This is a genomic window from Micromonospora sp. NPDC051141, from assembly GCF_044455765.1.
GTDB lineage: Bacteria > Actinomycetota > Actinomycetes > Mycobacteriales > Micromonosporaceae > Micromonospora.
Window position 1 is genome coordinate 253,751 of record NZ_JBITFD010000001.1, and the last position, 12,969, is coordinate 266,719.

The 12,969-nt window shown below is 74.5% G+C and carries 16 protein-coding genes; 10 read left to right on the forward strand and 6 right to left on the reverse strand.

Annotated elements, in window-relative coordinates:
- Window positions 1–105 precede the first annotated feature (105 nt).
- From ACIA6B_RS01280 to ACIA6B_RS01300, 5 genes are all read left to right on the forward strand, one after another.
- A complete protein-coding gene (locus ACIA6B_RS01280; RefSeq protein ID WP_396769759.1) occupies window positions 106–1,302 on the forward strand; it encodes a D-arabinono-1,4-lactone oxidase in 1,197 nt (398 codons plus the stop codon).
- Window positions 1,299–1,691: a sensory rhodopsin transducer gene (locus tag ACIA6B_RS01285; RefSeq protein ID WP_396769761.1), complete on the forward strand. Its 393-nt coding sequence runs from the start codon at window positions 1,299–1,301 to the stop codon at window positions 1,689–1,691. The genes ACIA6B_RS01280 and ACIA6B_RS01285 overlap by 4 nt, the downstream gene beginning before the upstream one ends.
- A gap of 18 nt (window positions 1,692–1,709) precedes the next feature.
- A complete protein-coding gene (locus ACIA6B_RS01290) occupies window positions 1,710–2,810 on the forward strand; it encodes an FUSC family protein (protein ID WP_396769763.1) in 1,101 nt (366 codons plus the stop codon).
- Between the two features lie 386 nt (window positions 2,811–3,196).
- Window positions 3,197–3,829 (forward strand): dihydrofolate reductase family protein, encoded by a 633-nt coding sequence (locus ACIA6B_RS01295; RefSeq protein ID WP_396769765.1) that lies wholly within the window; start codon window positions 3,197–3,199, stop codon window positions 3,827–3,829.
- 60 nt (window positions 3,830–3,889) lie between these two features.
- On the forward strand, window positions 3,890–5,146 hold the full coding sequence (locus tag ACIA6B_RS01300; RefSeq protein ID WP_396769767.1) for a PP2C family protein-serine/threonine phosphatase: 1,257 nt from the start codon (window positions 3,890–3,892) through the stop codon (window positions 5,144–5,146).
- A gap of 1 nt (window position 5,147) precedes the next feature.
- On the opposite strand, the gene ACIA6B_RS01305 is transcribed toward ACIA6B_RS01300, so the two are convergent.
- Complete coding sequence (locus tag ACIA6B_RS01305) at window positions 5,148–5,546, reverse strand: STAS domain-containing protein (protein ID WP_396769769.1); 399 nt, start codon at window positions 5,544–5,546, stop codon at window positions 5,148–5,150.
- A 152-nt stretch (window positions 5,547–5,698) separates the two neighbouring features.
- Here ACIA6B_RS01305 and ACIA6B_RS01310 point away from each other — a divergent pair, with 152 nt between their 5' ends.
- Together ACIA6B_RS01310 and ACIA6B_RS01315 are read left to right on the forward strand one after the other, a co-directional pair.
- Window positions 5,699–6,112 carry an ATP-binding protein gene (locus ACIA6B_RS01310; protein WP_396769771.1) on the forward strand — a complete coding sequence of 138 codons (414 nt, stop codon included), beginning with the start codon at window positions 5,699–5,701 and terminating at the stop codon, window positions 6,110–6,112.
- 41 nt (window positions 6,113–6,153) lie between these two features.
- Window positions 6,154–6,534: a VOC family protein gene (locus tag ACIA6B_RS01315; RefSeq protein ID WP_396769773.1), complete on the forward strand. Its 381-nt coding sequence runs from the start codon at window positions 6,154–6,156 to the stop codon at window positions 6,532–6,534.
- Between the two features lies 1 nt (window position 6,535).
- Here ACIA6B_RS01315 and ACIA6B_RS01320 read toward each other — a convergent pair whose 3' ends face one another.
- The 5 genes from ACIA6B_RS01320 to ACIA6B_RS01340 form a co-directional block, all read right to left on the reverse strand.
- On the reverse strand, window positions 6,536–7,327 hold the full coding sequence (locus ACIA6B_RS01320) for a shikimate dehydrogenase family protein (protein WP_396769775.1): 792 nt from the start codon (window positions 7,325–7,327) through the stop codon (window positions 6,536–6,538).
- A complete protein-coding gene (locus tag ACIA6B_RS01325; protein ID WP_357304707.1) occupies window positions 7,324–7,896 on the reverse strand; it encodes an NAD(P)H-dependent oxidoreductase in 573 nt (190 codons plus the stop codon). The genes ACIA6B_RS01320 and ACIA6B_RS01325 overlap by 4 nt, the downstream gene beginning before the upstream one ends.
- A complete protein-coding gene (locus ACIA6B_RS01330) occupies window positions 7,893–8,834 on the reverse strand; it encodes an ROK family protein (RefSeq protein ID WP_396769776.1) in 942 nt (313 codons plus the stop codon). The genes ACIA6B_RS01325 and ACIA6B_RS01330 overlap by 4 nt, the downstream gene beginning before the upstream one ends.
- Before the next feature lie 7 nt (window positions 8,835–8,841).
- On the reverse strand, window positions 8,842–9,195 hold the full coding sequence (locus ACIA6B_RS01335; RefSeq protein WP_396769778.1) for a DoxX family protein: 354 nt from the start codon (window positions 9,193–9,195) through the stop codon (window positions 8,842–8,844).
- Window positions 9,196–9,258: 63 nt separating this feature from the next.
- Complete coding sequence (locus ACIA6B_RS01340) at window positions 9,259–9,690, reverse strand: type II 3-dehydroquinate dehydratase (RefSeq protein WP_107161134.1); 432 nt, start codon at window positions 9,688–9,690, stop codon at window positions 9,259–9,261.
- Window positions 9,691–9,873: 183 nt separating this feature from the next.
- Between ACIA6B_RS01340 and ACIA6B_RS01345 the strand changes: the two genes are divergently transcribed.
- From ACIA6B_RS01345 to ACIA6B_RS01355, 3 genes are read left to right on the forward strand one after another with little or no spacing between them, the layout of a single operon-like run.
- Window positions 9,874–11,031 carry a DegT/DnrJ/EryC1/StrS family aminotransferase gene (locus tag ACIA6B_RS01345; protein ID WP_396769780.1) on the forward strand — a complete coding sequence of 386 codons (1,158 nt, stop codon included), beginning with the start codon at window positions 9,874–9,876 and terminating at the stop codon, window positions 11,029–11,031.
- On the forward strand, window positions 11,028–12,149 hold the full coding sequence (locus ACIA6B_RS01350; RefSeq protein ID WP_396769782.1) for a Gfo/Idh/MocA family protein: 1,122 nt from the start codon (window positions 11,028–11,030) through the stop codon (window positions 12,147–12,149). The genes ACIA6B_RS01345 and ACIA6B_RS01350 overlap by 4 nt, the downstream gene beginning before the upstream one ends.
- 34 nt (window positions 12,150–12,183) lie before the next feature.
- Entirely contained in the window at window positions 12,184–12,873 is a 690-nt protein-coding gene (locus ACIA6B_RS01355; protein WP_396769784.1) for an HAD-IA family hydrolase, read from the forward strand.
- Window positions 12,874–12,969: the final 96 nt, after the last annotated feature.

Below are 12,969 nucleotides of genomic sequence, written 5' to 3' on the forward strand. Positions count from 1 at the left end.
CGTCCGGGCCGCCCGCCTGGTTCCCGGCGGGGTCCCGATCCGGCACACGACTACCGGGGGTGGGCGCGGGTATGCGGCCCGGAACGGCGTCGGGGAGGGAGCGAGGTGACACGCCCGTTCGTGAACTGGTCCGGGAGCCTCTCGTTCACCCCGGCGGAATGGGTCGAACCGGCCGACGAGGACGAGGTCGGCGCGCTGGTGCGCCGGGCCCGGGAGACCGGCACGACGATCCGGCCGGTCGGCTCGGGGCACTCGTCCAGCCCGTTGGTGCGTACCGACGGGATCCTGCTCGGCCTGAACCGGCTCGCCGGGGTGCTCTCCGACGACGGGCAACGCGCCACCGCCTGGGCCGGCACCACGCTCCGGGCGCTCGGCGAGGGGCTCTACGACGCCGGGCTCGCGATGGACAACCTGGGCGACGTCGACTACCAGTCGATCGCCGGGGCGACCGCCACCGGCACCCACGGCACCGGGCTGGGTTTCGGGAACCTGAGCACCCAGCTCACCGGCGTACGCCTGGTCACCGGCACCGGGGAGACGCTTGACGTCACCGCGGACCAGGACCCGGAGTTGCTGCCGGCCGTCGCGCTCTCCCTCGGCGCGCTCGGCGTGGTCACCCGGGTCACACTCGCCGTCCAGCCGCGCTACGACCTGCACCGGCGTTCCTGGTGCGCACACCTGGACTGGACGCTGGACCACCTCGCCGACCTCCAGCACACCAACCGCAACATGGACTTCTACTGGTACCCGCGCAGCGACCGGACGCAGATCCGGGTGATCAACCGGGTCGACGGGGCGCACCACCTGTCGACGTCCCGTACGCCGGGCGGCGAGCCCCGGCAGAGCCAGGTCGGGCCGACCCACCGCACCATTCCCCGACACCGGGAGCTGCGCTTCGAGGAGATCGAGTACATGCTGCCGTCGGAGGCGTTCCCGGCCTGCTTCGCGGAGGTCCGCCGCCGGATCCGTGACCGGCACCGGCGGGCGGCCGGCTGGCGGGTGCTGGTGCGTACCATCGCGCCGGACGACATCTGGCTCAGCAACGCCTACGGCCGGCCCACCACCACGATCGCCTGCCTCCAGAACACCTCGCTGCCGTACGAGGAGTATTTCCGGGACATGGAGGCCGTCTTCCGGCACCACGGCGGACGACCGCACTGGGGCAAGAAGCACTGGCTCGGCGCGCGGGAGCTGCGTCCCCTCTATCCCCGGTGGGACGACTTCCAGGCGGTGCGGCGTCGACTCGACCCGGACGGGGTGTTCCTAACCCCCGACCTGGCCCGACTGCTGGTGGAGCCGTGACCGGGCCGATCGGCGCCCGGGTCTGGGTGGTGCCCGGCGGACACGTGCCGTTTCCCGCGCACGGGCCGGAGCCGGCGTTCACCGGCTTCGACCAGCTCTGCGTGCTCAACGCCGGCGACGACGACGCCGAGCTGACGCTCGACTTCTACTACGAGGACGCCGAGCCGGTGGGACCCTACCGGCTGCCGGTCGCCGCCCGCCGGGTCCGTCACGTGCGGGTCAACGACCTGATCGACCCCGAGGCGGTACGGCTGGACCGCCCGTACGGCTGCGTGCTGCGGTCCCCGGTGCCGGTGGTGGTGCAGTTCCTGCGCCAGGACACCCGGCTGCCGGGCGTGCTGGCGCTGACCGGCACGATGGCGTACCCGGCGGGCGGTTCGACGGGGTGACGGCGGGTACCCCGGCGCATGCGGGCAGTCGGCGACCGGGTGCGCCGGGCCGGACGGGCCGGCGTGGAGCGGCTGCGCACGTACCTCATCGTGGCGGTGCAGGCCGGTCTGGCCGCGGCGCTGTCCTGGCTGGTCGCGCGCGAGGTGCTCGGCAACCCGGACCCGACGTTCGCGCCCGCCGCGGCGGTCGGTGTCATCGCCGCCGCGCTGGGCGGGCGAACCCGACGCACCGTCGAGCTGGTCGTCGGCGTGGTCCTCGGCATCGTCGTCGGGGACGTGCTGATCCACCTGCTGGGCACCGGGCCGTGGCAGACCGGTGTCATCGTGTTCCTGGCGGTCGGCGCCGCGGTGCTGGTGCGCGGCACCGGCGCGCTGGTCACCCAGGCCGGCGGTACGGCGGTGCTGGTCGCCACGCTCACCCCGGTCTCGCCCGACCTGGAGTTGCCCCGGACCGTCAACGCGCTGGTCGGCGGCGTGGTCGGCCTGCTGGTGGTGCTGGTGCTCGCGCCGCTGAACCCGCTGCGCACGGTACGCCGCGTCGCCGATTCGGCGCTCGACACGTTCGCCCGGGAGATGACCGCCTCGGCGGAGGCGCTGGCTGCCGGCGACGTGCGGGCCGCCGACGCGGTGCTGGCCCGGATGCGCGCCGCCGAGCCGGAACTGGCCCGGATCGACGAGGTGGTGGCCGCCGCCGACGAGGTGGTCCGGTTCTCCCCGGTGCGCCGGCGCCGGCGGCGGGCGCTGACCGCGTACCGGCGCGGCGCCGAACACCTGGACCGGGCGTTCCGCAACAGCCGCGCGCTGGTCCGTCGCGTCGGCACCGCGCTGCGCGACGACGAGCCGGTGCCGGCCGACCTGCCGGCCGCGCTGGAGCACTTCGGCGCGGCGATCCGGTTGCTGCACCGGGAGTTCCTGGCCGCCCGGGAGCCGGTCGCCGCCCGGGACCGGGTGTTGCGGGCGGTCCGTGACGCGGGCGCGGCGTGCCGGCAGGACATCGGCTTCTCCGGCACCATCGTGGTGTCGCAGCTCCGGACCGCTGCCAACGACGTGCTCCGCGCCACCGGCCTCCCACCGGACGAGGCGCGTCGCCTGGTCCGCCGGGCCGCGGCGGCCCGGTGACGCCGCCGGCCGCCCCACCGGGCTACCGGGCGTACGGGGTGGTGCGGCTGTCCGCAGTCGCTCACCGCAACCTCAGCGCCACGGCGCGCGGGCCTCCTCGAAGGACCCGTCCGGTCCGGTGCTCGTATTCGGCCCGACGACGTGGCGCCCGTTCGTCGCCCAGCTCCCCGAACGGCGGTAACCGGCCGTCGCACGGAGATCGTGACGCCGCGTACAGAATCTCGCCTGACACCCGCCGTGGGTGGAACACCATGGGTGTCTCCGACCCGGTTTGACACCCGTGGTGTTCCACCGGCCGCTTTACCGGTCACCGAAGGCGATGAGTTCGGCGAGGGGCACCGGTCTACCTCCCCGACCGAGATGACCAGACAACCGGAGCGCGGGCCATGGGACTGATCCACATCGAGCTGTTCGCCACCCTCGACCTGGTCGGGCAGTCGCCCGGCGGTCCGCAGGAGGACCCGGTGGGGTTCCCGTTCGGCGGCTGGCAGGCGCCGCTGCTGGACGAGACCACCGGCGCGCAGGTGACGGCCGCGTACCAGGGCACGGACGCGCTGCTGCTCGGCCGGCGGACGTACGACATCTTCGCCGCCTACTGGCCGCACCAGGAGGGCGGCGAGGACAACGAGATCGCCACGCTGTTCAACCGCGTCCCGAAGTACGTGGCCTCCCGGGGCCGGCCCGACCTGTCGTGGCGGGGGTCCAGGGTGCTCGGCCCGGACCTGGCATCGGCGGTACGCGAGGTGCGGGACCGGCACGAGCACGTGAAGGTGGTCGGCAGCCTGAACCTGGTGCAGACGCTGCTGCGCGAGAAGCTGTTCGACCGGATCGACCTCTGGGTGCACCCGATCGTGCTGGGCGTCGGCAAGAAGGTGTTCGACGGCGGTGCGGTGCCCACCAACGTCACGCTCCTCGAACCGCCGGTCGCCAACCTCAAGGGCACCGTCTACCTGCGCTACGGGCTGGCCGACGGCACGCCGGGCACCGGGGACATGACCGCGTCCGACCGCCACGGCTGAGACCGCCCCGGGTATCACCGCGCCCGGCGTCGCCCGGCCGGATCTCGTAGGCTCCCTCGGGTGGACAGCAGTCGAGAGCCGGTCATGGCGCACATGCTGGAGGCGGCCGAGAACGCCTCACCGGTCGAGGCGGTCGAGGCGGTCACCCGGGAACTCGGGGCGGCGCTGGGCGCCCGTAGCGTCACGTTCCTGATCGCGGACCTCAGCGGCCGGGCGCTGGTCCGGCTGGCGCACGTGCCGTTGGTCGGGGCCGGTGAGGAACGCCGGGACGGCCAGGAGGTCGCCACCGTGACGCCGTTCGACGGCGGGGCCGCCGAGCAGGCGCTGCGCACCCAGACGGTGCGGGTCGCCGCGCGGCCCGACGGGTGGGCGGTGCTGGCGCCGGTGACCGATCGTGGTGAGGCGATCGGGCTGCTCGAAATGGTCCTGCCGGACGAGCCGGCCCCGCCCGTCCTGGCGGAGATCGCCCGCACCGCGCACGTGTTGGCGTTCGTGGTGATCGCCAACCGCCGGTACACCGACCTGTTCGAGTGGGGGCAGCGCACCACCCCGTTCACGCTGTCCGGCGAGATCCAACGCCGCCTGCTGCCCGCCTCGTTCACCTGCGAGGCGAGCGGGTTCACGCTGTCCGGCTGGCTGGAGCCGGCGGCGAGCATCGGCGGGGACACGTTCGACTACAGCGTGGCCCGTGACGTGCTGCACTTCAGCGTCACCGACGCGATGGGCCACGGGGTGACCAGCGCGTTGACGGCCACGCTGGGCGTCGGCAGTCTGCGTAACAGTCGGCGTCGGGGGGCCGCCCTGGTGGAGCAGGCGGTCGCCGCGAACACCGACGTGGCCGACCACGCCACCGTGCGGGGCAGTTACCTCACCGCGGTCCTCGGCCGGCTCGACCTGCGGACCGGGGTGTGCGCGCTGCTGAACGCCGGGCACGTGCCGCCGTTGCTGGTGCGCGACGGGGAAACCCGGACGCTCGCGTCGCCCGCCAACTTTCCCCTCGGCATGTTCCCGGAGGCCGACTATCACGCCGGCGAGGTCGCGCTGGAGCCCGGCGACCGGCTGGTGGTGGTGACCGACGGGATGCGGGAGCGCCACGCGGCCCACCTGGACCTGCCGGCCATCCTGCGGTCGCTCGCCGAGCTGCACCCGCGCGAGGCCGTCCGCGCGTTGGCCGACGCGGTGCTCGAGGTCAGCGGCGGGACGCTCGCCGACGACGCCACCCTGTTCATCCTCGACTGGCACGGCGGGCACGACGAGGAGCGGCGGACCAGCGCCGGCGCCGACCAAGAGCGCGCCAGCGGCGGGTTGCCCGACTGACCTACCGACCCGTCGGGTCGCCCGTGGACGACAGCCCGGCCTCGGCCTCCGGCACGCTGTCGTAGACCCGGATCGCCCGGTCCACCGACGTGACCGCCAGCACATTTCGCACCGGGGGTCGCACCGCGGCCAGCACCAGCCGGCCGCCGGTCTCGCGCAGCGCCCGGAACACCACCACCAGCGCGCCCAGCCCGCTGGAGTCCATGAACCCGACCCCGGCCAGATCCACCACCACCTGACGGTCGCCGGTGTCCACCAGCCGTTGCAGCGCCTCGTGCAGCTGCGGCGACGTCGCCAGGTCCAGCTCGCCGCGCACCTCGACCACGGTGCAACCCTGACCGGGCCGGACCGACAGCAGCAACCCCACGAAACCCTCCCGTACGCCGATGGTCCCCTTCACCCTATTCCGCCGCCCGGCAACCGCACGCCCAGCCGCCGCCCCGGGGCGTTTCCACACCCACGGCCTGGGGTAGTGTCGGTCACCACCGGACATCCCGCCCGCGTGTGACGCCAGCAGTTCGGGGTCACGGCCGGTCGGGAAGGAGCCAGGCGATGCGAATACGCGTGACGCTGTCGCTCCCGCGTGTGCCGTCCTCCGTGACCCGCGCCCGTCAGGTGCTCGTCACCCTGCTGGGTCTCACCGACGCCACCGAGGACGCCCGCGGCAACCTGGCCCTGCTGATCACCGAGGCGTGCGCCAACGCGGTGATGCACGGTGACGCGCACAGCGCCGTCGACATCGCCATCCGCATCGACGACGACGTCTGCCGGCTGGAGGTCGGCAACCGTGGCAGCGCCCCCGACGGTGGCGTGCTCGTCGCCGGGCTTCCCGACCCGCTCACGGTCGGCGGTCGCGGGCTGCCCCTGATCGCCGCGCTCGCCGACGCGGTCGCCTTCGTCCCCGGGCCACCGGGCGAGGTGCTGATCCGCATCACCAAACGCCTGACCGCCGGAGCCGACGGATAACTCGGTGGCGGGCCGGGCGAGCCTCCGGCAGGCTGGCGCGCATGGCCTGCCGCATCAGTGAACTCGTGCTCGACTGCCGTGACCCGGAGGCGCTGGCGCGGTTCTGGTGCGAGGTCCTCGACTTCGTGGTGCTCGACCGCGAGGGCGACGGCAGCATCGAGATCGGGCCGCGCGACGGGTTCGGCGGCCCGCAGCCGACGATCATCCTCAGCCCCACGGCCGAGCCGGAGCGGGCGAAACCCCGCCTGCACATCGACGTCAACGCCACCGACCGCGACCAGGACGCCGAACTCGACCGCCTGCTGAGGCTCGGCGCCCGACCGGTCGACGTCGGCCAGACCGGCGAGGAGTCCTGGCACGTCCTCGCCGACCCCGAGGGCAACGAGTTCTGCCTGCTCAGGGCGCGTCTCGCGCCGTTGTGACTCAGAGGCCGAAGAAGTCGAGGTAGCCGTCGATCTGGTGGGTCAGCATGGGCTCACCGGGATGCGCGGGCAGGCCCCGGTCGCGAGCGGCGCGCAGCAGCGTCGTCTCCGCCGGGGTCATGATGATGTCCGCGACCACCGCCCGCGCCGGCAGCTCCGACACCGGGAACGGCGGCGGGTCGGTCGGGCGCAGCCCCACCGGCGTCGCGTTGACCGCGAGGTCGGCGTCGGCCAGTCGCGGCCGGGACGCCGCATCGACCCGGCCGGGGTACGCGGCCGACAGCCGCCCGCCGAGCGCGGCCAGCCGGGCCGGGTCGGTGTCGGCCAGGTGCAGGGCGGCCACCCCGGCGTCGAGCAGCGCCACCGCGATGGCGCTGCCCGCGCCGCCGGCGCCCACCACGCAGACCCGCCGGTCGCGCGGGTCGTGTCCGGCCGCGACCAGCCCGCGGACGAACCCGTCGCCGTCGAACGTGTCCGCCGACCAGGTGCCGTCCGGCTCGCGACGCAACGCGTTGACGCTGCCGGCCCGCCGGGCCCGGTCGGTGGCCCGGTCGGCGAGGTCGAGCAGGGCCGCCTTGTGCGGCACGGTCACCAGCATGCCGTGCAGGTTGGCCACCTGCCGCAGCCCGGCCACCACCTCCGGCAGCGCGGCGGCGGGCACGTGCACCGGCACCAGCACCGCGTCCGTGCCCCGCCGGGCCAGCACCGGGTTGAGCAGGCCGGGCGCGCGTACCTGTGCGATCGGGTCGCCGAGCAGCGCGTAGAGGCGGGTGGCACCGCCGATCGCGATCATCGCACCGGTTGCGGGCGGCGCAGCGTCCGCAGCGCGCCCGCCCAGGCCACCACCTCGTCGAGCATGGTGCCGACCGCCTCCCGCTGGTGCGGGCCGGGGCGGAAGTCGCGGAACGCCACGAAGTCGGTGTGCAGGGAGAGCGCCACCTGGGAGCGGACCACCGGCACCGACACCTGCCCGAGCACCAGCCGCAGGTGCTCGGCGGCCCGGGTGCCGCCGTGCGCCCCGTAGCCGACCAGCCCGGCCGGCTTGTGGTGCCACTCCTGGTAGAGCACGTCGATCGCGTCCTTGAGCACGCCCGGGATCGAGTGGTTGTACTCCGGGGTGACGAAGACGAACGCGTCCAGCGCGCCGACGACCGCGCCCCACCGGCGGATCGCCGGTCGGCTCGACGGCGCCATCGACGGGGGCAGCGGCTCGGCGAAGTGGGGCAGCGGATGGTCCGCCAGGTCGACGAGTTCCGCGTCGACGTCCGCCCGCGCGGCGGCGATGTCGCACACCCAGCGCGCCACCGCGTCGGCCTTGCGGCCCGGGCGGGTGCTGCCGGCGACGACCCCGATCCTGATCATTGGCTGTTCTCCCTTGGTCGAGCCCCGGTCCCGGGCGGGACCGGGACGCCCGCGAGGTCGCGGGCGAGGTGGAGCGCGCCGTGCAGCGAGGAGAGCCCGCCGAGCGCGGCGGCGACGACGCGGGGCGCGGGCCGCCCCGGACGGCCGACGGCGAGGTCTGCGACCAGCGGCACGAAACCGGGCAGGCCGGTGGCGAACCCGCCGCCGACGATCGCCAGGTCGGCGGCGAGCAGCTCGCCGAGGCTCACCACCGCGGCGGCCAGCGCGGCGCAGGCCGGCTCGATCGCCGCCACCGCCCACGGCCGGCCGTCGTCCAGCCCGGCGCGCAGCCGGTGGTGGTCGACCGGCCCGCCCCACAGCCGGGCGGCGCGGCGCAGCGTGGCCGGCCCCGACGCGAGCGCCTGAAGGCAGCCGGACCGTCCGCAGTCGCACTGGTCCCCACCCAGGTCGACCACCATGTGCCCGACCTCGGCGGACGCGCCGGCCGGGGCGTTGCGCCCGCCGAGCACGAGCCCGCCGCCGACACCGGTGCCGACTCCGAGATAGAGCACGTCGTCGCGGCCCGCGTGCCGGGCCTCGGCCAGCGCCGCCAGGTCGCCGTCGTCGGCGTACCCGGTCGGGGTGTCGGGGAACAGGCCACGCAGCGCGCCGGCCAGGTCCAGGCCGACCCAGCTCGGCCGGCCGGGCCAGGCCACGACCACGCCGGCCCGGTCGACGGTCGCCGGCATGGCCACGCCGACCGCGTCGACCGGGCCGAAGCCGGCGCGCAGCGCGGCCACCTCGGCGGCCAGCACGGCCAGGTCGGCGGCCGGGTCCGCGCCGGCCGGCCAGGTGACGATCCGTTCGTACGCGGGCCGGCCGGCCGCCTCGGCGCGCAGCGCGACCTTGGTGCCCCCGACGTCGACGCCCAGCAGCGCGGCGCCCGGCCCGCCCGTCACGCCGGCCTCAGTGCGCCAGCAGGTGCAGGAACGCCAGCGCGGCCGAGGCGAACGCGAAGAACAGCGGCACCATGATCACCTTGCCGTCGTCCTTGGCGCGCAGGTGGTAGGCCACGGCGGCGATCAGCAGCACGGTGATCGCCACCGCGGCGGCCACGCCGAGCTGCCAGAACTTCAGGCCCAGCAGCAGCCCGGCGACGCCGGCCAGCTCCAGCAGGCCGATGACGCGGGTCAGCCCGGCGGAGACGCCGAGGTGCGACATCCGCTCGCGCATCTGCGCGTTGCCGGTGAGCTTCTGCACGGCCAGCGGAATCAGGATGATGGCCAGCAGGATGGTGAGAACGATGATCGCGACGGTCACGGTGTTCCTCGGGGGTCGGGTCGCCGCGGCGGACGACCGGTACGGGTGCGACGGGGTGGACGGTCAGGGCACGGTCGCGACGAGCGCGCGGGCCGCCAACCGGTAGCCGAGCGCACCGAGGCCCACGATCACCCCCGAGGCCAGCGGGGCGAGCACCGAGTCGTGCCGGAAACTCTCCCGGGCCCACACGTTGGAGAGGTGGACCTCCAGCCACGGGTGGGGATAGTTGGCCAGCGCGTCGCGCAGGCTCCAACCGGCGATCATCAACGCGCCCGGGTTCACGATCGCACCCACCGTCTCATAACTGTCCTGGATGGTACGGATCATCTCGCCCTCGCAGTCGTGCTGCCTCGCGACGACCCGCCACCCCCGCCCGGCGACCTCCTCGCCGACCGCCCGCTCGATGTCCGCCACCGTGTCGGTGCCGTAGATCTCCGGTTCCCGTTTGCCGAGGATGCCCAGGTTCGGGCCGTTGAGCAGGAGCACCTCGGGCACGTTGCACCTCACCGGAATCGGACGACGACAGGTCATCGGAGTATCGACCCCGTCCCCGGTGCGGACCCCCGTCGGCAGGGGGCGGTTAGGGGCGGCTAGGGGCCGTTAGGGGAGGTCAGCGCCGTGTCGGCTCGGTTAGCGTCCTGCCGGGCCGTTCCAATCTGGATCAGGGAGTCAGACATCATGAGTGATCTGTCGGCGCCGGAGTTCCCCGAGTGGCCGCAGTTCGGCGACGAGGAACGGACCGGCCTCATCCGGGCCCTGGAGCAGGGCCAGTGGTGGCGTGTCGGAGGCAACGAGGTCGACACGTTCGAGGCCGAGTTCGCCGCGTACCACGGGTCGGCGCACGCGCTGGCCGTCACCAACGGCACGCACGCGCTGGAGGTGGCGCTTGAGGTCCTGGGCGTCGGACCGGGCACCGAGGTGATCGTCCCGGCCTTCACGTTCATCTCGTCGTCGCTGGCCGCGCAGCGCCTCGGCGCGGTGGCCGTGCCGGTCGACGTGGACCTGGACACCTACTGCGTCGACCCGGACGCGGTGGCCGCCGCCATCACCGACCGGACCCGGGTGGTGATGCCGGTGCACATGGCCGGGCAGTTCGCCGACATGGACGCGCTCGACAAGATCACCTCCGACGCCGGCGTCGCGGTGCTCCAGGACGCCGCGCACGCGCACGGCGCACAGTGGCAGGGCAAGCGGGTCGGTGAACTCGGCTCCGTCGCCGCGTTCAGTTTCCAGAACGGCAAGCTGATGACCGCCGGCGAGGGCGGCGCGGTGCTCTTCCCCGACGAGGAGAGCTACGAGAAGGCGTTCCTGGTGCACAGCTGCGGCCGGCCCCGCACCGACCGGGACTACCTGCACCGCACCACCGGCTCGAACTACCGGATGAACGAGTTCAGCGCCGCCGTGCTGCGCGCCCAACTGTCCCGCCTGGACGGCCAGATCGCGGTGCGCGAACAGCGCTGGCCGCTGCTGGCGAGCCTGCTCGCCGAGATCCCCGGCGTGGTGCCGCAGGGGCGCGACCCGCGCGGCGACCGCAACCCGCACTACATGGCCATGTTCCGGATCCCCGGCATCACGTCGGAACGCCGCCGGGTCGTGGTCGACGAGCTGATCGCCCGGGGCATCCCGGCGTTCGTCGCGTTCCGCGCCATCTATCGCTGCGACGGCTTCTGGCTGGCCGGCGCGCCGGACGAGACCGTCGAGCAGATCGCCGAGCGGTGCCCGAACGTCGAGCAGATCCACGCCGACTGCGTCTGGCTGCACCACCGCACGCTGCTCGGCACCGAAGAGCAGATGCACCAGATCGCCGCCGTGCTCGCCGACGTGCTGGCCGGATGACCGGGCCGCAGCCGGCCGCCGCGCCGGGGCGTACCGTCCGGGTCGCGGTGGCCGGTCTCGGCTGGGCCGGGCGGCAGATCTGGCTGCCCCGGCTCGCCGCGCACCAGCGGTTCACGGTGACCGCCGTGGTCGACCCGGACGCCGCCGCCCGGGACCGGGCCCGCGCCGCGCACGGCGTGCCCGACGCGTACGCCGACGTGGCCGACCTGCCCGCCGACGCCGCCGACCTGGTGGTGGTGGCGGTCCCCAACCACCTGCACGCCACCGTGGCGGCCCGGCTGCTGCGCCGGGGCGTACCGGTGTTCCTGGAGAAGCCGGTCTGCCTCACCTCCGCCGAGGCCGACGAGTTGGCCGACGCCGAACGCGCCGGTGGCGCGGTGCTGCTGGCCGGCAGCGCCGCCCGCTACCGCGCCGACGTCCGGGCCCTGCTGCGGGCCGTGGTCGACCTCGGGCCGGTCCGGCACGTCGACGTCGCCTGGGTACGCGCCCGGGGCGTGCCCGACGCCGGCGGCTGGTTCACCCGGCGGGACCTCTCCGGCGGCGGCGCGCTCGTCGACCTGGGCTGGCACCTGCTCGACACGGTGCTGCCGCTGCTCGGCCCGGCGCCGATCGCGCACGCGGTGGGCAGCGTCTCCGACGACTTCGTCAACGACGGCGCCGCGCAGGCCGCCTGGCGCGGCACTGCCGGGCCCGGTGGACGCGGCGACGTCGAGGACACCGCCCGCGCGTTCCTGCTCACCGCCGACGGCGCGTCCGCCGCGCTGCACGCCTGCTGGGCGTCGCACGAGGCGACGGACCGCACCACCATCTCCGTGCACGGCGCCCACGGCTCGGCGACGCTGCGCTGCACGTTCGGGTTCAGCCCGAACCGGGTCGACGCGCCGGAGCTGACCCGGACCCGTGACGGCGAGACCGTCGCGCTGCCGCTGGCCGCCGAGACCATCGGCGCCGAGTACGACCGCCAGCTCGACGCGCTGCCCGGCCTGCTCGCCGACGAGGCCAGCCGGGGCGTGGCCGCCGCCGACGCCCGCCGCACCATCGACGCCATCGAACGTGTCTACCGCTGCGCCCGGCCGACCCCGCCGGTGCCCGCGCTGGCGGGAGCGCGCGACCGGTGAGAACCACCGGGCGACCTCACCTTCGGGAGCAGCCATGAGCCAGCCGCCGTCGACCGCCGGCGCCACCGTCCTCGCCCGGCGTACGGGCCCGATCCGCGCGGTCGTGTTCGACCTCGACGGGGTCGTGGTCGACAGCTCGGCGGTGATGCGTGAGGCGTTCAGCGTCGCGTACGCCGAGGTGGTGGGCGGTGGACCGGCGCCGTTCGAGGAGTACAACAAGCACATGGGCCGGTACTTCCCGGACATCATGCGGCTGATGGGGCTGCCGCTGGAGATGGAGGCGCCGTTCGTCCGGGAGAGCTACCGGCTGGCGCACCGGGTGCCGTTGTTCCCCGGCGTCCGCGAGACGCTGGAGGCGCTGCACGAGCGCGGCGTCCGGATGGCGGTCGCCACCGGCAAGAGCGGCCCCCGTGCCCGCTCCCTGCTGGACCTGCTCGGCGTGCTCGCGCTCTTCGACCACGTGATCGGCTCGGACGAGGTGCCCCGCCCGAAGCCGGCGCCGGACATCGTGCTGCGCGCGTTGGAACTGCTCGACATGCCGCCCGGCGTGGCCATGATGGTCGGTGACGCGATCACGGACCTGACCAGCGGCCGGGACGCCGGCGTGACCACGGTGGCCACCACCTGGCACGGCGGTGACGTGACCGCGCTGCTGGCGGCCGGCCCCGACCTGGTCGCGCACAAGCCCGAAGAACTGTTGACGCACTGCCCGGCGGTGCGCTGAGGCACGACCCCGGGGCGGTGGTGAGGGTGGGCGCGGTCACCCGAGCGTCACGGTGCGTGAGGGTCACCAGGAAATGCCCGCAACGAAGCGATATAC